General features: G+C 53.4%; 19 protein-coding genes. 10 read left to right on the top strand and 9 right to left on the bottom strand.

Going from position 1 to position 18823, the window contains the following annotated elements; translation table 11 throughout:
• Window positions 1-45 precede the first annotated feature (45 nt).
• The 6 genes from ACJJI6_RS16600 to def all read right to left on the bottom strand — a co-directional run bounded on the left by ACJJI6_RS16600 (window position 46) and on the right by def (window position 6969).
• Complete coding sequence (locus ACJJI6_RS16600) at window positions 46-1077, bottom strand: efflux RND transporter periplasmic adaptor subunit (protein ID WP_108731210.1); 1032 nt, start codon at window positions 1075-1077, stop codon at window positions 46-48.
• A gap of 97 nt (window positions 1078-1174) precedes the next feature.
• Window positions 1175-2626: a TrkH family potassium uptake protein gene (locus ACJJI6_RS16595; protein WP_282930546.1), complete on the bottom strand. Its 1452-nt coding sequence runs from the start codon at window positions 2624-2626 to the stop codon at window positions 1175-1177.
• 86 nt (window positions 2627-2712) lie between these two features.
• Window positions 2713-4098 carry a Trk system potassium transporter TrkA gene (gene trkA / locus ACJJI6_RS16590; protein ID WP_282930545.1) on the bottom strand — a complete coding sequence of 462 codons (1386 nt, stop codon included), beginning with the start codon at window positions 4096-4098 and terminating at the stop codon, window positions 2713-2715.
• Between the two features lie 30 nt (window positions 4099-4128).
• Window positions 4129-5436, bottom strand: coding sequence for a 16S rRNA (cytosine(967)-C(5))-methyltransferase RsmB (rsmB, locus tag ACJJI6_RS16585; RefSeq protein ID WP_445355333.1), 1308 nt, complete (start codon window positions 5434-5436; stop codon window positions 4129-4131).
• A 2-nt stretch (window positions 5437-5438) separates the two neighbouring features.
• Entirely contained in the window at window positions 5439-6386 is a 948-nt protein-coding gene (gene fmt / locus ACJJI6_RS16580; RefSeq protein WP_445355332.1) for a methionyl-tRNA formyltransferase, read from the bottom strand.
• Window positions 6387-6462: 76 nt separating this feature from the next.
• Entirely contained in the window at window positions 6463-6969 is a 507-nt protein-coding gene (gene def / locus ACJJI6_RS16575) for a peptide deformylase (RefSeq protein WP_282930542.1), read from the bottom strand.
• A 183-nt stretch (window positions 6970-7152) separates the two neighbouring features.
• Here def and ACJJI6_RS16570 point away from each other — a divergent pair, with 183 nt between their 5' ends.
• From ACJJI6_RS16570 to ACJJI6_RS16530, 9 genes are all read left to right on the top strand, one after another.
• Window positions 7153-8235, top strand: a complete 1083-nt coding sequence (locus ACJJI6_RS16570; RefSeq protein ID WP_475711301.1) for a LysM peptidoglycan-binding domain-containing protein — start codon at window positions 7153-7155, stop codon at window positions 8233-8235.
• Between the two features lie 78 nt (window positions 8236-8313).
• Window positions 8314-9480 carry a DNA-processing protein DprA gene (gene dprA, locus ACJJI6_RS16565; protein WP_475711300.1) on the top strand — a complete coding sequence of 389 codons (1167 nt, stop codon included), beginning with the start codon at window positions 8314-8316 and terminating at the stop codon, window positions 9478-9480.
• Between the two features lie 128 nt (window positions 9481-9608).
• A complete protein-coding gene (locus tag ACJJI6_RS16560; RefSeq protein ID WP_475711298.1) occupies window positions 9609-11042 on the top strand; it encodes a catalase in 1434 nt (477 codons plus the stop codon).
• Window positions 11043-11194: 152 nt separating this feature from the next.
• Entirely contained in the window at window positions 11195-11320 is a 126-nt protein-coding gene (locus ACJJI6_RS16555) for a hypothetical protein (RefSeq protein WP_282930538.1), read from the top strand.
• A 13-nt stretch (window positions 11321-11333) separates the two neighbouring features.
• Entirely contained in the window at window positions 11334-11900 is a 567-nt protein-coding gene (gene tsaC, locus ACJJI6_RS16550) for an L-threonylcarbamoyladenylate synthase type 1 TsaC (RefSeq protein ID WP_475711296.1), read from the top strand.
• Window positions 11901-11928: 28 nt separating this feature from the next.
• Window positions 11929-12834 carry an oxygen-dependent coproporphyrinogen oxidase gene (gene hemF / locus ACJJI6_RS16545; RefSeq protein ID WP_475711294.1) on the top strand — a complete coding sequence of 302 codons (906 nt, stop codon included), beginning with the start codon at window positions 11929-11931 and terminating at the stop codon, window positions 12832-12834.
• 30 nt (window positions 12835-12864) lie between these two features.
• Entirely contained in the window at window positions 12865-13314 is a 450-nt protein-coding gene (locus ACJJI6_RS16540) for a DUF6841 family protein (RefSeq protein ID WP_475711292.1), read from the top strand.
• Entirely contained in the window at window positions 13311-14144 is an 834-nt protein-coding gene (aroE, locus tag ACJJI6_RS16535) for a shikimate dehydrogenase (protein WP_444892453.1), read from the top strand. Before ACJJI6_RS16540 ends, aroE begins: the two co-directional genes overlap by 4 nt.
• A 15-nt stretch (window positions 14145-14159) precedes the next feature.
• Window positions 14160-14561: a hypothetical protein gene (locus tag ACJJI6_RS16530; RefSeq protein ID WP_282930533.1), complete on the top strand. Its 402-nt coding sequence runs from the start codon at window positions 14160-14162 to the stop codon at window positions 14559-14561.
• Between the two features lie 32 nt (window positions 14562-14593).
• Here ACJJI6_RS16530 and ACJJI6_RS16525 read toward each other — a convergent pair whose 3' ends face one another.
• From ACJJI6_RS16525 to ACJJI6_RS16515, 3 genes are all read right to left on the bottom strand, one after another.
• Window positions 14594-15112, bottom strand: coding sequence for a carboxymuconolactone decarboxylase family protein (locus ACJJI6_RS16525; protein WP_413663903.1), 519 nt, complete (start codon window positions 15110-15112; stop codon window positions 14594-14596).
• An 85-nt stretch (window positions 15113-15197) separates the two neighbouring features.
• Window positions 15198-16112 carry a LysR family transcriptional regulator gene (locus tag ACJJI6_RS16520; protein ID WP_475711290.1) on the bottom strand — a complete coding sequence of 305 codons (915 nt, stop codon included), beginning with the start codon at window positions 16110-16112 and terminating at the stop codon, window positions 15198-15200.
• 19 nt (window positions 16113-16131) lie between these two features.
• Window positions 16132-16686 (bottom strand): gamma carbonic anhydrase family protein, encoded by a 555-nt coding sequence (locus ACJJI6_RS16515; RefSeq protein WP_475711288.1) that lies wholly within the window; start codon window positions 16684-16686, stop codon window positions 16132-16134.
• Between the two features lie 65 nt (window positions 16687-16751).
• Between ACJJI6_RS16515 and ACJJI6_RS16510 the strand changes: the two genes are divergently transcribed.
• Window positions 16752-18806, top strand: a complete 2055-nt coding sequence (locus ACJJI6_RS16510; RefSeq protein WP_475711286.1) for a M3 family metallopeptidase — start codon at window positions 16752-16754, stop codon at window positions 18804-18806.
• Window positions 18807-18823: the final 17 nt, after the last annotated feature.

Genomic DNA, 18823 nt, shown 5'->3' with positions numbered 1-18823 from the left:
TCAAATTCCCTCTTATAAATACTGTTGTGTTTTTATTGGTGTTTGCTAAGGAGCTGCGGCCTCGCCTGCGAGGAAGCCCACCTTAACGCCCATATCCGGCAGGATTCGAGCATCTTTGTCATCGATAGCTATTCGCACTCGAACAGTTGCCTTGGCTCGATCGGCCGTTGGAATGATGGCGATAACGGTAGCTGGAATGTCCCAGTTCGGGTAGGCATCCAGGTTGGCGTTAACTTTCTGTCCCTTGGCGACCCGGCCGATAAAGGCCTCGTTCACATCCACTTCGATTTCGAGTGAATTCATATCCACGATGGTACAGATTCCAGTACGGGTAAAACCTCCGCCGGCAGAGCTGGGGGCAACTATCTCGCCAGGTTGTGCATTTTTTGTCGTGACTACGCCGGCAAAAGGCGCGCGGATAATATGATCTGCCAGGCGTTCTCGCTGCCTCTCAGCTTCAAGAATGGCGACTTGAATATTGGCGCGGGCACTTTTTAAGTCTGCCCGTAACCCCTCTACCGAGGATTCACTTTGGGTGAGCTGCGCTTTGCTGGAATAATTTTTGTCTCGAAGTCCGGCAAAACGCCGATATTGGCGTTCAGCCTCTTTTAACTTCGCGTGAATACTCGCTTCCTTGGCTTGAAGCACTTGAATTTGTGCCTGGGCAAAATCCAGCGCGACCCGCGCTTTGGCATCATCCAAGCGGGCCAGAACCTGCCCCTCCTCGACCTGCATTCCCTCTTCGACATCCACACTACTGATCAGGCCCATTACTTCAGCAGAGACCGTAGCCATGCGCCTCGGTGTGATATAGCCGGAAGCATTAAGAATGGTCTCGTGAAATTTTTCCTCCCTGGGAATCAAGCTGAGAGTCTTGGCTTGAGGTTCGCTACTTTGGGGGAGCACTGGTGTACTGTCTTCTGCAAATAGAGAAGCGCCGGCAAGGCCTATAACTATGCCAGTAACTAGGCCGACAGATGCCGCCAATATAACTTTGCGCGATGGGGAACTGGGTTCGGGCGCTGTTTCCCGATCAATTTTGAGTTGACCGAGCAGCGCACTAGTATCTCTGCTCATACAGCCTGTTTTTATTAGTTACTTCCTGTAAACAGCAACTGTGGCAGAAATTAAAAAATATTGCCACGCGTTAGCGTGGCCATGACATCTTGTGTCGTTAGTGGCGCCAAAAAGCCGGGGTAAGTAGTACTAGCAGGGTAAAAATTTCCAGGCGTCCCATCAACATCGCCAGGATAAGAAACCATTTGGCGACTTCATTAACCGCACCATAGTGGGCAGCGGCTTCGCCGAGGGCGGGTCCGATATTACTCAGGCAGGAGGCTACTGTAGTAACGGAGGTGACAAAGTCCTCACCGGTGGCGATGACGATAATGGCGAGGATAAAAAAGGATGAAACATAGACCGCGAAGAAGCCCCACACAGCGTCGGTAACTCGATCGGGGACAATTTTCCGGTTGATCTTGATAGGGATAACCGCATTGGGGTGTACCAGGCGATTCAGCTCGCGCATACCGGACTTCATAATCAGCATACCGCGCACCGCCTTAATGCCCCCCGAGGTTGAGCCGGCGCAGGCACCGAGAATACCTAACAGCAAGAGGACGTAGGGTAAGAATACTGGCCAGGCTGAGAAATTTTCCGAGGCGAATCCGGCAGTGGTGCTGATCGAGACCACCTGGAAGAAACCGTGTAGCAGGCTGTTGCCGGGGGAGAAGATATTCAATATCCACAGGTAACAGCTGATCAACAGGCCGGCACCGAGAATCAACATAACGTAGAAGCGGAATTCTGAGTCGCGCCAATAGTGGCTGAGGGTCCTGTTGCGAAATGCGAAGAAATGCAGACCGAAGTTAATGGCAGCAGTAAACATAAACACGATACAAATAATCATGATCGCGCGGTTGTGGGCGTAGAAACCCATACTGGCATCGTGGGTGGAGAAGCCTCCATTGGCCACGGTGGAAAACGCATGGCCAACGGCGTCGAATACCGTCATGCCGGCCCACCAGTAGCCGATGCCGCAGAGGATTGTAAGAATCACATAAATAACAATTAGTGCCCGTGCTGTCTCGGCAATACGCGGAGTCAATTTGGTATCTTTTACCGGGCCGGGAATTTCTGCCTTATACAGCTGCATACCACCGATACCCAGCATCGGCAGGATGGCCAGGGCGATAACAATTACGCCGATACCGCCAAACCACTGCAACTGCTGGCGGTAGTAGAGAATGGCAGGAGGCAGTGAGTCCAACCCGGTAATCACCGTGGCGCCGGTGGTTGTTAGCCCCGAGATGGATTCAAAAATAGAGTCGGTGATACTCAAGTCAGGCTGTGGGCTGATAATAAAGGGCAGGGCACCGAAGCTGCCCAGTACCAGCCAGAACAAAGATGTCACTACGAACCCGTCCCGGGTGCGCAGGTCTTCGCGCAAATCGTGCACTGGCAGCCACATGAACAGGCCGGTGATCAGAGTGATGACAAAGGCTGCGACAAATGCGCTGTGAGTACCATCTTCATACCACAGGGATACGCCAATCGGCGGCAGCAGAGTCAGGCTGAACACCGTCAAGAGAATTCCAAAAACTCGCGCAATTACCGCAATTCGCATTGGCGCCTATCAGCCTATCGTTATTTGTTGCAATGTTATCTGGACGGCGGAGACCGTTATCGCCGGAAAACGAAAATATTATTTGCTCAGAAAAAGCCAAAACCAACTTGGAACAGTTGTTCAACATGGCGAGTCTGGCGGCGGTCGATAAGGAAGACAATCACGTGGTCATCGCTCTGCACAATGACATCATCGTGTGCCATCAAAACTTCGCTGCCATTTTCCGTTTCCCGTACGATGGCGCCAATCGAGGCGCCCTCGGGCAAGTCGATATCTTCGATCTTGCGCCCCACTACCTTGGAAGTGCGCTCGTCACCGTGGGCGATAACCTCAATGGCTTCAGCTGCACCTCGACGCAGGGAGTGGACGTTGACCATATCTCCTCGGCGCACATGGGTGAGCAGGCTGCCAATCGTATTTTGCTGCGGTGAGATGGCAATATCGATTTCACCGCCCTGTACCAGGTCCACATAAGCGCGGTTATTGATCAGGGTCATCACTTTGCGTGCGCCCAGACGTTTGGCCAATAGTGACGACATGATATTAGCCTCGTCGTCATTGGTAAGGGCAAGAAAAACATCGGTATCTTCGATGCTCTCTTCCAGCAGCAGCTCCTGATCGGAGGCGCTGCCGTGCAGGATAATGGTGTGAGACAGCTCCTCGGATAGAAAGACACAGCGCTCGTGGCTCTGCTCAATAATTTTTACCGAATAGCGATTCTCAAGCCGAGTGGCCAGGCGCAAACCAATATTGCCACCGCCGGCGATCACTACTCGTTTATAACCGTGTTCCAGTCGACGCAGTTCGCTCATTACCGCGCGAATATCTGCTCGTGCGGCAATAAAGAACACCTCATCGCCGGCTTCAATCACCGTATCACCCTGGGGAATAATTGGCCGGTTGCGACGATAAATCGCAGCAACCCGGGTATCTACCTTGGGCATATGCTCGCGCAAATAGCGCAGTTGGTGCCCAACCAGAGGCCCGCCCTGAACGGCTAAAACCGTTACCAGCTGTACCCGACCACCGGCAAAATCCAACACCTGCAAGGCTCCGGGGTGTTCCATCAGGCGGGAGATATACTCTGAAACCAGTTGCTCCGGGCTGATCAGTACATCGATAGGGATGGCCTGGGTATCGAATAATTCCGGGTATTGCAGGTAGGAAGAGGCCCGTACCCGGGCGATTTTGGTGGGTACGCGAAAAAGAGAGTGCGCAATCTGGCAGGCCGCCATATTGGTCTCATCGTTATTGGTGACTGCAACCAGGATATCCGCATCCTCAATCCCGGCTTCCATCAGAATATCCGGGTGAGAGGCGTGGCCCAGTACCACGCCGATATCGATGCGGTCGCGCAGTTCGCGCAGGGTTTTCTCGTCGCTGTCCACCAGGACAATATCATTGCGCTCGGAGGCCAGGGCCTCCGCTAGAGAGCCGCCCACCTGGCCGGCGCCGAGAATGACAATTTTCATATCGGATGAGACTCGCGACTAGCGACGTCGTTATTCAGCTTTGCTCAGCAGAGCGTAGTAGAAACCGTCACCGCCGCCGGTTTGGGGTAGAAGCTGCATACCGGCAACTTGTTTCTCGCCCCAGGGCTTATCGTTTAGCAGTTCAGGGGTATTGTCGCTCGCATCCTCTGTCTCCGCAATGAACGCTGCGACGACTTCGCTGTTTTCCGTCGGCAGGCTGGAACAGGTGGCGTAAAGCAACTGCCCACCCGGTTTAACCAGGGGCCACAGAGCGCGCAGGATCTTGCCCTGCAAAGCCACTAACTCGGCAATGTCTTCTTCCCGGCGCAAAAGTTTGATATCCGGGTTGCGGCGAATTACCCCGGTTGCCGAACAGGGTGCGTCCAGTAGTATCTGGTCGTATTGCTGCCCGTCCCACCACTCATTCGGAGACGTGGCATCGGCACAGATAAGCTCGGCACTCTGCCCGTTGCGCTCGAGGTTTTCCTCGACCCGCACCAGGCGGTCCTCCTCAATATCCAACGCGCTCAACTGAATGCTGGATTCCTGCTCCAATAAGTGGCAACTCTTGCCTCCAGGTGCCGCACACGCGTCCAACACCCGGGCATTTTCCTTCGGCTGTAACAGCAGCGCCGCTAGTTGCGCGGACTCATCTTGCACACTGGCCAAGCCCTCGGCAAAGCCCGGTAGCACTGTGACTGAAACCGGCTCAACCAGCGTGATACCGACCGGGGAAATAGTACAGGGCTCGGCGGAGAGGCCGGCTTCATCGAGCTGTTGTAAATAGTCCGCGCGCGAGATCTTGGCAGTATTTACCCGCAAGGTCATGGGTGGGTTGGCATTGTTGGCGCGGAAGATGTCTGACGCCTTCTCAGGCCAGGCGGCTTTAATCCGCTGCTGTAACCAGGCCGGGTGCATAGAGCTGAACTGTGGATTGCCGGACAGTTTGCGCTGAAGCTGCTCACTGTTGCGCAGGGCGTTGCGCAGCACCCCATTGATCAGCCCGGTCGCTCTGTCCAGACCGAGGCTGCGTGCGGCATTGACGGTTGCAGATATGGCGGCGTGATCGGGTATGCGAGTGTACTCGAGCTGGTAAATGCCCAGCAGGATCAGTGCATTGATCTCAATATCCGAGACTTTTTTACGCAGCAACTTGGCGGCGATCAATTGCAGGCGCGGTGCCGTGCGGGCACTGCCGTAACAGAGCTCCCGCAACAGAGGGCGGTCGCGCTCCTCGACTTTGTCCTCGGCGGCAGGCAGAAGTCTTGCCAACGAGCCACGTTCTTCCAGCAGTGAGGCGATAACTCGGGCGGCCTCGGCGCGTACATCTCTGCTCATAATTATCCCAGTTTGGTACCCGGGGCGAACTGCTCCCGGTAGCCTTTCAAAATTTCTGCTGCGGGAAGCGCTTTTTTACCCGGTAGCTGTATTAATTGGAGGCGCAGGGCCTCGCGGCCGCAGGCCACTAAAATACCTTCGTCGTCACTGGAGATAATGGTACCGGGCTGATCACTGTGGCAGCCCTGTTCGATGGCTGCGCTATAGATACGCAGGCGCTGCTCGCCCTTCTTGTCCCGATAAGTGCTCCAGCACACTGGGAAGGGGTTAAAAGCGCGTATCAATCGATGCAGTTCAGCAGCGGGGCGCTGCCAGTCAATCTGCGCCTCTTCCTTGGTAATTTTGTTGGCGTAGTTAGCCTGCGTATCGTCTTGTACCTGAGGGTTGGCACTGCCACTTTCCAGTAGAGCCAAGGCCTGGAGGAGGGATGGGCCGCCGAGTTCCGCCAGCTTGTCGTGCAAACTGCCACCGCTATCGGACTCGGTAATGGCGCAGCGGCTCTCGACTAAAACAGGGCCAGTATCCAGGCCCGCCTCCATTTGCATAATGGCGACGCCACTTTCATTGTCACCCGCTTCCACCGCGCGTTGGATCGGTGCGGCACCGCGCCAGCGCGGCAACAGGGAGGCATGCACATTGATACAGCCCAGACGCGGGGTATCCAGCACTACCTGCGGCAGTATCAGGCCGTAGGCCACCACCACCATAATATCCGCTTCAAGGGCAGCGAGTTCAGCCTGGGCCGTCTCATCGCGCAGGCTCAGGGGTTGGTACACCGGGATATTGTGGGAGAGTGCCAGCTGTTTCACTGGGCTGGCGAGCAATTTCTTACCGCGCCCAGCCGGCCTATCCGGTTGGGTGTAAACGGCAATGACATTGTGCTCGCTGTCGAGCAGCGCTTGCAGGTGCACAGCGGCAAAGTCCGGCGTGCCGGCAAAAATAATATTCACTGACTTGCTCTCAGGTAATGGGGGGTGGGAGAGCTGCCGTCAGTCGGCAGCTCCGAGCTCCTGCGGCTGGCGCAGATCAGGCGCGGCGGCGCTGGGATTTTTCCAGCTTAGAGCGGATGCGGTTGCGCTTCAGTGGCGAGACGTAATCCACGAACAGCTTGCCGTCCAAATGATCGACTTCATGTTGGATACAGACCGCCAGCAATCCCTCGGCCTCAAGGGCAAAAGGTTCGCCATTGCGGTCCAGGGCTTTAACACGCACTTTGCGCGGGCGCTCCACCGTTTCGTAGAAACCGGGAACTGACAGGCAGCCCTCGTCGTACTGGTGGATCTCCGGGTCCAGCACTTCGATCTCGGGGTTGATAAACCCGAGCGGTTCATTGCCGTCTTCAGAGATATCCACCACCACAATGCGCTCCTGCACATTGACTTGGATGGCGGCGAGGCCGATGCCGGGCGCGGCGTACATGGTTTCAAACATGTCGTCGAGCAATTGGCGGTGGGCGTCGGTCACTTCAGCGACGGGTTTAGCGACCTCGCGCAGGCGCGGATCGGGAAATTCCAGTATCTCGAGTTTAGCCATAACACCTGTGACAAACTTCTAGTATTCGTTGAACGTGCGCTGATAACATTATGATCGCGCTCAAAATTTACCGAGTGGACCCCTGTTTTTGCTGGCGCTATGCGCCCGGGTCCGGTCTCGCTCCCTTCACGGGAGTGGCCCGGCGCTGAGAATTATAGCGATAAAGAGCATAGGAATGCTTCCATGAAAAAAATTATCCTGGCCGCGATCTCGATGTTAGCGGTTGCCCTTGGTGTCGAAGCACAGGATCAGGTTCGCCTGAACCCCAGTCACCCCGACGCTTATGTGGTGCAAAAGGGCGATACGCTCTGGGATATTTCCAGTCAGTTCCTGGTGCAACCCTGGTACTGGCCGGAGATTTGGCAAGTGAACCCACAGGTGGAAAACCCCCACCTGATTTATCCAGGAGATAGCCTGCGCCTTGTTTATATAGACGGCCAACCACAGCTACAGCTGCAACGCGGCCCCCGGGCGTATCAACTGTCGCCGGGGGTTGATGGCAACCGCCTGTCGCCCTCGATCCGCCGCCAGGCAGTTGAGGATGCAATTCCGGCGATTCCGCTGGATGCGATCAATGCTTTTTTATCGCGGACTCGTATTGTAGAGCCCGGTGCTTTTGAGGGGACTCCCTATGTAGTTTCTGGGTCAGAAAATCATATTTTGATGGGTGCTGGAGATATCCTCTACGCTCGCGGTGATTTTGCGGCGCCTTTACCTTCGTACGGGCTCTATCGCCCTGGTCCTATTTATACTGACCCAGTATCTGGTGAAGTCCTCGGGCGTCAGGCACTTGGCATAGGTACTTTAGACCTGTTGCAGCTGGACCCAGATAGCAATCCGGATAACAACTCGAATTTTTCTATAGCGACAATGGGCGTGCGTAACACTTCTCGTGAGGTTCGTCTTGAAGATCGGTTGATGCCCGTAGAAGAGCGCTCAATTGATGCGCTGTTCCACCCTAGCGCACCGGGTGTCACGGTTGATGGGGTGATTGTAGGTGTTGATGAAGGGGTAAACCAAATTGGTAAGTTTGATGTTGTTATCTTGAATTCGGGAGACAGAGACGGCTTGCAACCCGGCAACGTCCTAGCGATATACAAAGCGGGTTCAACAGTACGCGACCGTATTGCTGGTGACGTGGTGAAGCTCCCAGATACCCGCGCTGGTGAGTTGATGGTATTCCGCACCTTTGAAAAAATGAGCCTAGCCCTGGTACTGGATGCCCGTCGCCCGCTGGCAGTGATGGATATGGTGCGCAACCCCTAAGCGATCCCAGAAAATCTCGCGGCAGGTGTTGCTGTTTGCCCTGCCGCACAACCTTCAAAACAGAAAATGGTAAGTCGCATGGATGCATTGACCGCTACTATGGCGTTGCTGCGTCTTGAGGGAATTGGCCCAGCTCGCTACTGGCAATTACTGGAGTACTTTGCCACTGCCGAAGAGGCTCTCCACCAGTTTCCTCAACCTCTTCTGGAAAAGTTATCACCGCGGGCCCAAACCCAGTGGCGGGGGTTTTCCAGCCGATCTGCCGCCAGTGAACTCATCGATTGGGTTAAGTGCGAGCAGGCCCGCTGCGCAGACCTGGGCGTGCAGCTGATTTGTCACAGCGATCCCGATTATCCCGCCCTGTTATCGGAGACTTCACGCCCCCCGCCTGTGCTCTATATTCGTGGTGAAAGAAGCGCTCTAAATCTACCGCAGGTAGCGATGGTGGGTGCCCGTCGGGCCACAGTGGCGGGTCTGGATAATGCCCGGGCCTTCGCCGCGGAATTGGCCGGTTCCGGATTTGCTATCACTTCCGGGCTGGCTCTGGGCGTAGATGCCGCTGCTCACAGAGGGGCGCTGCAGGTAGCGGGCTCCACGGTCGCAGTTTTGGGTAGTGGAGTCGACTGTATTTATCCAAAACATAATCGCCCCCTGGCGGAGGACATTCTTGCTGCAGGCGGTGCTTTGGTCAGCGAATTGCCCATAGGCAGCAGTGCTGAAGCGAAGAACTTCCCGCGGAGGAACCGGATTATCAGTGGCCTTTCAATGGGGGTATTACTGGTAGAAGCAGCGATGCGCTCAGGCTCTCTGATTACGGCGCGTTTAGCACTGGAGCAGAATCGTGAGGTTTTTGCGATTCCAGGTTCTATTCACAACCCAATGGCCAGGGGTTGCCACCACCTGATTAAAGAAGGTGCGACACTGGTTGAAACCAGCGCAGATGTAGCTCGCCAGCTGGGCGGTTTACTTGCAGAGCCCACATCCAGTGATCTCCCCCCTGCTAAACCACTGCCCGAGCTTCAGCAACATATCATCAGAGCGCTTGTCGGAGGGCCTCGGAGTATCGAGCTATTGTCTCGTGATACCGGGGTTGCGGCGGGTGAATTGATGGCTGCATTGATGGAGTTGGAGTTAGAGGGCTTGGTGGAGCAACTCACAGGGTCTTACCAGCTAACAATGAAGAGCAGCCGTTATACGGAAGGGAAAAAACTGGCTAAAACCCCTGCGGAGCCAGTGAGTCTCTAAAGGTCTTGCTCGGAAATTACGGAAAGAATTAGTAAGAGTCCCCTTGTTTGATGGTGTAGCCGCCGATCAATTCGCGCAGTTCTGGGACAGCGCTAATACTCAGTGGATTCCAAAAGTGGAGTCTAATTATGGCGGATAAACCCAAACTCACCACTGATGCCGGCGCTCCGGTTCCCGATAATCAAAATAGCCTTTCAGCGGGGCCAGATGGCCCCCTTTTGATTCAAGATTATCAACTTATCGAAAAACTGGCGCATCAAAATCGTGAGCGCATACCTGAGCGGGCGGTACATGCCAAAGGTTGGGGCGCCTATGGGGTTTTGAGGGTAACTGGTGATATTTCTAACTACACCTGTGCCCGGGTTTTGCAGCCGGGGGCAGAGACCCCACTGTTGGCCCGTTTTTCAACTGTGGCCGGTGAGTTGGGTGCAGCTGATGCGGAGCGGGATGTGCGTGGTTTTGCACTGAAGTTTTATACGGAGGAGGGCAATTGGGATTTGGTCGGCAACAATACGCCAGTCTTTTTTGTACGAGACCCCTACAAATTTCCAGACTTTATCCACACACAAAAACGGCATCCACGAACTCACTTGCGCTCCCCCACAGCCATGTGGGATTTCTGGTCGTTGAGCCCTGAAAGCCTCCACCAGGTGACCATACTGTTCTCCGATCGCGGTTTGCCCATATCTCCGTTGCATATGAATGGTTATGGCTCCCATACCTTCTCCCTGTGGAATCACAATGGGGAGCGTTTCTGGGTGAAATTCCATTTCAAGACCCAGCAGGGACATAGGTACTTCACCAATTCGGAAGCTGAAACTGTGATTGGGCGCTCCCGGGAGAGTTACCAGGAGGCGATGTACAGCGCAATAGAAAACGGAGAATGCCCGAAGTGGACATTCCAGATTCAAGTCATGCCCGCAGCAGACCTCGGCAAAACAAACTACAACCCCTTTGACCTCACCAAGGTATGGCCTCATGGTGATTATCCACCTATCGAGGTGGGAACCATGGAGTTGAATCGCAACCCGCAAGACTATTTTGCAGAAATCGAGCAGGCAGCTTTCTCTCCATCCAATATCGTGCCAGGTATCAGTTTCTCACCGGATAAGATGCTGCAGGCGCGTATATTCTCTTATGCCGATGCACATCGTCACCGCTTGGGAACTCACTATGAGAGTCTTCCAGTGAATGTACCGCGCTGTCCTGTCCATAATTACTATCGGGATGGTGAAATGAATAGCACGGGTATCCGCAGTGGCAATCCGGATGCCTTTTATGAGCCGAATAGTTTTTCTGGAGCAGAGGAGGACCCAAAAGCGAAAGAACCCCCGTTACCAATATCCGGTGCGGCAGATAGATATGACCACCGCAAAGGCAATGATGATTACAGTCAGGTTCGAGCGCTCTTTGACTTGTTCAACGATGAACAAAAACAGCGCTTATATAACAATATTGCAGAAGCGATGGCGGGTGTACCGGATGAAATAATTCAGCGACAATTGGCTGAGTTCCACAAAGTACATCCCAGCTATGCGTCAGGGGTAAAAATGGCGCTTTGAAGAGCGGATTTCTGGCCCGGTTTTATATAAATTGCCACAGCCTTTGTCTGAAATAGAAAGCTGGGCTGAGCAAGGCGGTTACAACTTGTACACAGTTGGGCAATCCGCTAGATTGCCTCGGTTCACCTCGCTTGATATTCAGGCGAGTCGAAATGAGAAAGCCTTTTGTAGCGATCCTGACGGGTTTTGACTTTGATGTGCCTGTAGTGGAAGTTGCCTTTGGTGTCCGTTCCATATTCCCTTGCAGCAAGATTTGCAGCAGCGTAAAGATGAAGTAAAACCGGCATTAAGATGAAGTACTCACCACTTTCCGTAAAACAGGCTGCCCGCGCCCTGGCGGCGGGTGGTGTTATTGCCCATCCCACTGAATCTGTATGGGGCTTGGCTTGCGATCCCAATAACCTGTTGGCTGTTAGGCGCCTGCTACAACTCAAGCATCGTCCGCTTGAAAAGGGTTTGATCCTGGTCTCCGGTGATAGAACACATTTTGCCCCCCTCCTCAGCGATCTCAGTGATGGACAAAAAGAACAGTTGGATCACAGCTGGCCGGGCCCGGTTACCTGGCTTGTACCCCATCGGGACCAGATTCCTTCCTGGGTCTGTGGGGTGCATAAATCTGTAGCCCTGCGCTGCACCGATCATCCGTTTACCGCTGCGTTAACACGCGCCTTTGGCGGTGCTATCGTATCCACTTCAGCAAACCCGGCCGGGTCTCAACCCGCCCGTAATAAATACCAGGTACTGCGCTATTTCGGCCGCGATCTCGACTTTGTCGGTGGCGGCTCAACCGGTGGCCGCAGCGCCCCCAGTGAAATACGCGATCTGCAAAGTGGCCGCGTGCTGAGGGCGGGTGCTTAATTTCAAAACAGTGACGTAGTTTTCGCCTATGAGTGATATCGATACCAAGGAAGTAAAGGCCTATCTCCTCGGCCTACAAGACCGCATTTGTAATGCCCTGAGTGAAGAAGACGGCCAACCATTTCGCGAAGATAATTGGGAAAGGCCCGGTGGCGGTGGTGGTCGAACCCGGGTACTGGAAGAGGGCAACCTGATTGAAAAGGGGGGCGTGAACTTTTCCCATGTCTATGGGGATGGACTTCCTCCGTCAGCCACAGCTAATCGCCCCGAACTGGCCGGTTGCTCTTTTGAGGCGATGGGCGTCTCTCTCGTAATTCACCCGCGCAACCCCTACGTGCCCACTAGCCATGCAAACGTGCGTCTATTTGTGGCTAAAAAGCCTGGAGCTGAGCCCATCTGGTGGTTTGGTGGTGGCTATGACCTTACCCCGTATTACGGCTATCACGAGGATGTCGTACATTGGCACCAAACAGCCAAGCAGGCCTGTGAGCCTTTTGGCAGTGAGATCTATCCCCGCTTTAAGCAGTGGTGTGATAAATACTTTTACCTGAAGCATCGGGATGAAGCACGGGGAGTTGGCGGGCTCTTTTTTGATGATTTTAATGAAGGCGGCTACGACAACGCTTTTGCGCTTATGCGCGCAGTTGGCGATAGTTATCTGGAGGCCTATTTGCCAATCGTGCAGAAGCGCAAAGAGACTCCTTACGGTGAGCGCGAGCGTGAATTTCAGCTCTATCGTCGCGGGCGCTACGTAGAATTCAATTTGGTATTTGACCGTGGCACCCTGTTTGGCTTGCAAAGTGGCGGGCGAACTGAGTCCATACTGATGTCCCTGCCTTCGTTGGTGAGCTGGAAATACGACTGGCAACCGGAGCCGGGCTCTGAGGAAGAAAAACTCTACACCGATTTTCTGCCGCACAGGGACTGGGTATAGGCAGCCAATTTGTCACAATGGAGATTTGCTGTGCACCCATCGCGATTGGAAGGCATTAATTCCCTGTTTCTCGATTACAGACGGCATTTTGAAACGGGAGATGTGGAACAGATAGCTGATTTTTATCGCTTCCCTCTGCATTACTATCGAGAGGATGGCGTAAAGCTCGCTGTGGCGAGGGATGAGTTTATCCAGCAAGTGGTTAAATTGCTCAACGCTTACCGCCGACTGGGAGTCTGTCAGATTCTTGGCACTGTCACCGAGGTGATAGAGTTAAACGAATACAGCACCCTTGCGAGCTTGCGTTGGACCCTGCTTCATTCACTGGGGGAGGAAAAGGCGGTAGAGCTGTATAGTTCCCACACCCGCTATTTGGTTACTGAAGCTGCCGACGGCCTCAAAATAGATGGCCTGATAATTGTCGATGAAAGTGCCAAAATTCGAGAGGCGGTCAGAGCGCGTAAGAGGGCGGGGTCATGAGTGACCGCTACGCAGTAGTGGGCAATCCCATAAAACACTCTCTCTCACCGGAGATACACAGCGCTTTTGCGGCACAAACGGGAGAGGGTGTTGAGTACAGTAAGCAGCTTGCTCCCCTGGATGGCTTTAGCGGCTTCGTACGGGCTTTCTTTGCTGGGGGTGGTTGTGGCCTCAATGTGACGGTGCCCTTTAAACTACAGGCCTTCGAACTGGCAGATACTCTGACTGAACGGGGAGCTTCCGCTGGCGCAGTTAACACTCTGGCTCTAGCGAAAAACGGGAAGATTCTCGGCGATAACACCGACGGGGCTGGCTTGGTATTTGATATTAACAGCAACTTGGGTTGGGAAATCAGGGATAGAAAAGTTCTCTTGCTTGGTGCCGGTGGTGCTGCTCGGGGAGCACTGCTTCCAATTCTGGCAAAGCAACCCGCGCATTTGCATATTGCCAACCGCACCGCAGAAAAGGCGGTGCAGCTTGCGGCAGAATTTTCCCAGTTGGGAGAGTTGAGCGGTGGTGGCCTGGAGGAGTTGAGAGGCTGCTACGACCTGATTATCAATGCGAGTTCTGCAAGCCTAGGCGGTGTGCTACCTCCATTGCCTGAAGGTTGCGTTGCGAGTCATGGCAAAGCATACGACATGATGTATGGAGCTAAGCCAACGCCTTTTACACAATGGGCCCGTGGGCAGGGGGCAGAGACTGCTGACGGTCTAGGCATGTTGGTAGAGCAGGCCGCTGAATCATTTTTGCTGTGGCGGAATATTCGTCCAGAAACAGCGCCAGTCATGGCTAAGCTGCGCCGGGACCTCAACCAGACAACCGATAATTAAAAGAGAGAAAGCGTTGTGCGTGATATTGTGCGAAACCTGTCGATTTGTTTTGCTGTGGGGTGTTTCGGTGGGCTTTGCTATGCCGTGGGGCTATGGGCGATGGGGCGGTATGGTTTCACCCAGTTTCTAGGGGTAGATTTGGCGCCATCCCTGAGCAATGCCTACCTGTACCAGCGCGTAGTTTGGGGTGGAGTTTTCGGGTTGCTGTTTTTGTTGCCTTTGCGCAACGCTTGGTTAATACGGGGCTTCCTCTTATCCCTGGTGCCGGCAGGGTTGATGCTGTTGTATCTTCTGCCGCAGAGAGGTTATGACTACGGTGCTCTGGTACTGGGACAAATGACGCCCCTGGTTATAGTTCTAGCTTGTGCCATTGGCGGCATAGGTGCATCGGCACTGCTGCGGCTACAGGGTAAATAGTGAGGAGGCCTTGGTTGCCAAGGCCTACCACATCACTGTTTAAATTCGATCTCAACCAGGCTGCAGCTTTGGGTATATCCCATAGCCCGCTTGATTGTGGGGAAGACTGACGCGGTAGCGACGCTGACCCCCAGCTCGATTCTCTGTCGGTTATCCAGTTGTGCACCTATCCGTTCATTGAGAACAGGATCGATCGTTTTGTAGCTGGCCACGGCTGTTGCAAAATCAAAAATGTCCTGCAAGTTCTCAGGCAGGCCGCTGCCGCCTTGGATACAAGCTTTCACCAAGTGGGGTTCAACACCAGCCTCTAAGGCCATACGCACATTCAGTTGCAGGCACATGCCGCAATCAGCTACTTGCATTGCCGCTATCTTACTCACCCAAAAAACATCAATAGGTAAAAACTCCCTGTGCATGGATAGGGGCTGAAAATTTCTAAATTTTTCAAAGCCTTCAGGAGAGCCCTGAAGAAACTCGCGCAAGTAGTCCATGTCATAGCGGTATTTTTGGGAGAAGGCCTCCATTTCCTGGAGATATTGCTGTTTGGACATAGTTTGGCTCCTAATCAAGTCGGATTGAGTCACAGACCATCGGCCTACAACGCCAAGTCTTATGTAAAAACCTGATAGGTAAAAATTAGTTTCTATCGGATATTTCGATAGGTGGGCTGTAAAAGTTACCGTAGAGTCGCCGGGCCTCTCGGGCAAACCATTGCGCAGCTAAGCCTTGTGGCGTCTGCTTGGACCAGAGCAGATCCACACCGAGGCTCCAGGTATTGAGAGAACCGGTTAAGTTGAGCTCAACCAACCTGCCGCTTTTTAAAAAGGGGCGGGCCAGTTCGTAGGGCGCATTGACCCACCCAACCCCCTTACATGCCAGATCTAGGGCCTGTAGCAGAGAATCACTTCGCCAGGTCTGTGCAGAGAGCTGCCAACGGTACCTTTGGGATTCTGGTGCTGTGGTGATCTGTCGGTGCTGGGCCGCTTCATTCAATGAGGATTGTTTTTTCTGGGCCAGGGGATGTTCCGGACAGGCCAGGCTAAGTACCCGCTGTTGTCCCAGGTTACTGGTATCCAGCGAGCTGGGATAGGAATCCCTTGAGGTGACAAAGGCAAAATCGGCTTCACCCTGTGTCACCTGCTGGACCGCTTCCTCCCCAGTAACACTGCCGAGCTGAAGCTCAGTATGCGGGAAGCGCTCGCTGAAAGTTACCAGCATATCGTTGAGTCGATCCGGCATTACCAGCTCTTCAAATAATATATTGAGCTGGGGCTCTTCTCCCCGCTGGAAGGAATTTGCCGCCTGTTGGAAGCGCTGCAACTGCCCCAACGATTGACGTGCTAATGGCAGTAATGCCAAAGCGGCGGCGGTGGGTTGTGGATATTTCCCTTCGCGGTTAAATAGAGTCAGCCCCAGGTCGAGCTCAAGATTTTGAATCAAGCTGCTTACAGAAGACTGAGCCCGGCCCACTTCGCGAGCAACCGCCGAAAAAGATCCGACTTCACAGGAGCGCACAAAAATATGCAGCTGGTCCATATTTAGGTTAAGCATAGCGGGGAGCTGGCTGTGACTATGGTTGCTGCTTAAGGAGATACTGATCTTTCAGTTTCACGTAGTTTTCAGCGGAATACTTAAAGAAAGCCTTTTCCTTGTCAGACAGGGGGCGCGCCTTTTTGCAGGGGGCGCCTACGTAGAGATAACCACTCTCCAGGGTTTTACCGGGCGGAACCAGTGCTCCGGCTGCCAGTACGACATCGTCCTCAATAATGGCTCCGTCGAGAACAATAGATCCGATACCAATTAAGATCCGGTTGCCGATGGTACAACCGTGCAGGCAGGCTTTATGACCGATAGTGACATCTTCGCCAATGGTCAGCGGCCAACCGTCGGCGTTGAATGGTCCCGCATGGGTGATATGGAGAACAGCCCCATCCTGTACACTGGTTCGCGCGCCGATGCGGATTTTATGCATATCACCGCGCACAACGGCCATGGGCCATACGGAGCAATCATCCCCCAGGGTAACGTCACCAATGACTGCGGATTGCGGATCGATATATACGCTGTCGCCAAGTTCTGGAAACTTCTCGCCTTGGGAATCATCGTGGCTGCGCAGTGGGGACATAAATAAGCTCCTGTACAATGAATCCTCTATCATAGCTTTATCCTAATTCGAGCACAGAGTCTTATATGTCCAATCCACTGTTGAATATCCCGCTGCTGCCGCCTTTTGATAATCTCGAGCCCGAGCAGGTGGAACCCGCCATCGCCGAACTGATTAAAACGTGTGAGCAAACCCTTCAACAGGGATTGGAGACCCCCAGCTGGGATAATACACTGGTGCCTCTGGAGCAGGCGGAAGACCAGCTAAATCGAGCCTTCTCCCCAGTCAGTCACCTGAATAGCGTTCTAAGTGGCCCCTGGCGGGCGCCCTATGAGGCCGCTTTAGCCAAAGTGACGGCTTACTGGACAAAGCAGGGGCAAAATCGCGAACTTTACGACCTGTACCTCCAATTAATGCAGTCGCCCGAATTTGCAAACTGGCCACAGGCACGCAAGAAGTCTTTGGAGCTGGGAGTCAGAGACTTTGAACTTGGTGGTGTAGGCCTTGAAGGAGAGGCCCGTGAAAAGTTTGCCGCTAACAGTCAGCGTTTGGCGGAGTTATCCAGCCAATTTGCCAACAATGTCCTCGATGCAACTAATGCCTGGACCTGGCATACGAATGATGAAGTTCAGCTTCAGGGGCTTCCTCAAACTGCTCTTGCCGCTGCACGGAATGCAGCTGAGGCAAAAGGCCTCGATGGGTGGTTGATTACCTTAGAGGGGCCCAGCTTTCTCGCTGTTATGACCCACGCTGAAAATAGATCTCTGCGTCGGGATGTCCATTTGGCTTTTGTTAGTCGAGCATCCGAAGTTGGTCCCCAGGCAGGTGAATACGATAACTCCGAAGTGATGGAGGCAATTCTCGCATTGCGCGCTGAACAGGCCAGTTTACTGGGAATGAACAGCTATGCGGAGCTGTCATTGGCCAGCAAAATGGCTCCAAATACAGAGCGGGTTTTGGAATTTCTACAGGATCTGGCTGAACGAGCCAGGCCAGCTGCCCAACGAGAAATGGCTGAGCTGAAAGCGTTTGCTGCAGACCAACTCAGTATTGAAGAGTTGCAACCATGGGATGTGGCCTGGGCCGCAGAAAAGCTCAAACAGAAGCGATACGCCATCAGCCAAGAGGAATTGAGGCCATATTTCCCTTACGCCAAAGTCGTTGAGGGCCTCTTTACTGTGGTGGACAAACTATTCGGAATCACAGTTGAAGAAGATACCAGCGTTGCTACTTGGCATGCCGACGTGCAGTTCTTTTGGCTGCTGAGAGATGGCGAAAAGATAGCTGGTTTCTATTTGGATGCGTTCGCGCGTGAGAAAAAACGTGGCGGGGCCTGGATGGATACAGTAAGTAGTCGTCGCCACACGCTCAACGGACTCCAGTTGCCTATAGCTTATCTAGTATGTAATTTCAGTCCGGCTGCAGGTGATATCCCCTCACTTTTAACCCACACGGAAGTAACCACTTTATTCCATGAATTCGGCCATGGCCTCCACCATATGCTGACACAGATTGATGTGGCAGCAGTTTCTGGTATTAATGGTGTTGCTTGGGATGCGGTGGAAATGCCCAGCCAATTTCTGGAAAATTGGTGTTGGCAACCCCAGGCTATTTCCATAATTTCTGCACATTTCGAAACTGGAGAGGCCCTTCCCGAAGCTTTACTGAATAAAATGCTGGCAGCGAAAAATTTCCAGTCTGCCATGTTTACAGTACGCCAGTTGGAGTTTGCACTTTTTGATTTTCGCCTCCATGCCTGCGAAGAGGCATTGACCGCCGATAAAGTTCAGGTTTTACTGGATCAGGTACGAGCAGAGGTTGCTGTTGTGCCTATCGCCGCAGAAAACCGCTTCCAAAATGCTTTTAGCCATATTTTTGCTGGTGGTTATGCCGCAGGATATTACAGCTATAAATGGGCAGAAGTGCTTTCGGCAGATGCTTTTTCTCTATTTGAGGAAGATGGTATCTTTAATAGAGAGACGGGAAATAAATTTCTGCACAGTATTTTGGAACAGGGTGGTAGCCGTGATGCGTTGGAGCTGTTTGTTCAATTCCGTGGACGAGAGCCGCAAATTGATGCCCTATTGCGTCACTCTGGTATCGAGCAGCAAGAGCTGAAATCAGTCCTGTGTAACGGATAAGTCAGTCATGAAATATT

The sequence above is a fragment of the Microbulbifer maximicatervae (SeqCode) genome (assembly GCF_056232625.1).
This window is presented reverse-complemented; position numbering and strand designations above follow the sequence as displayed.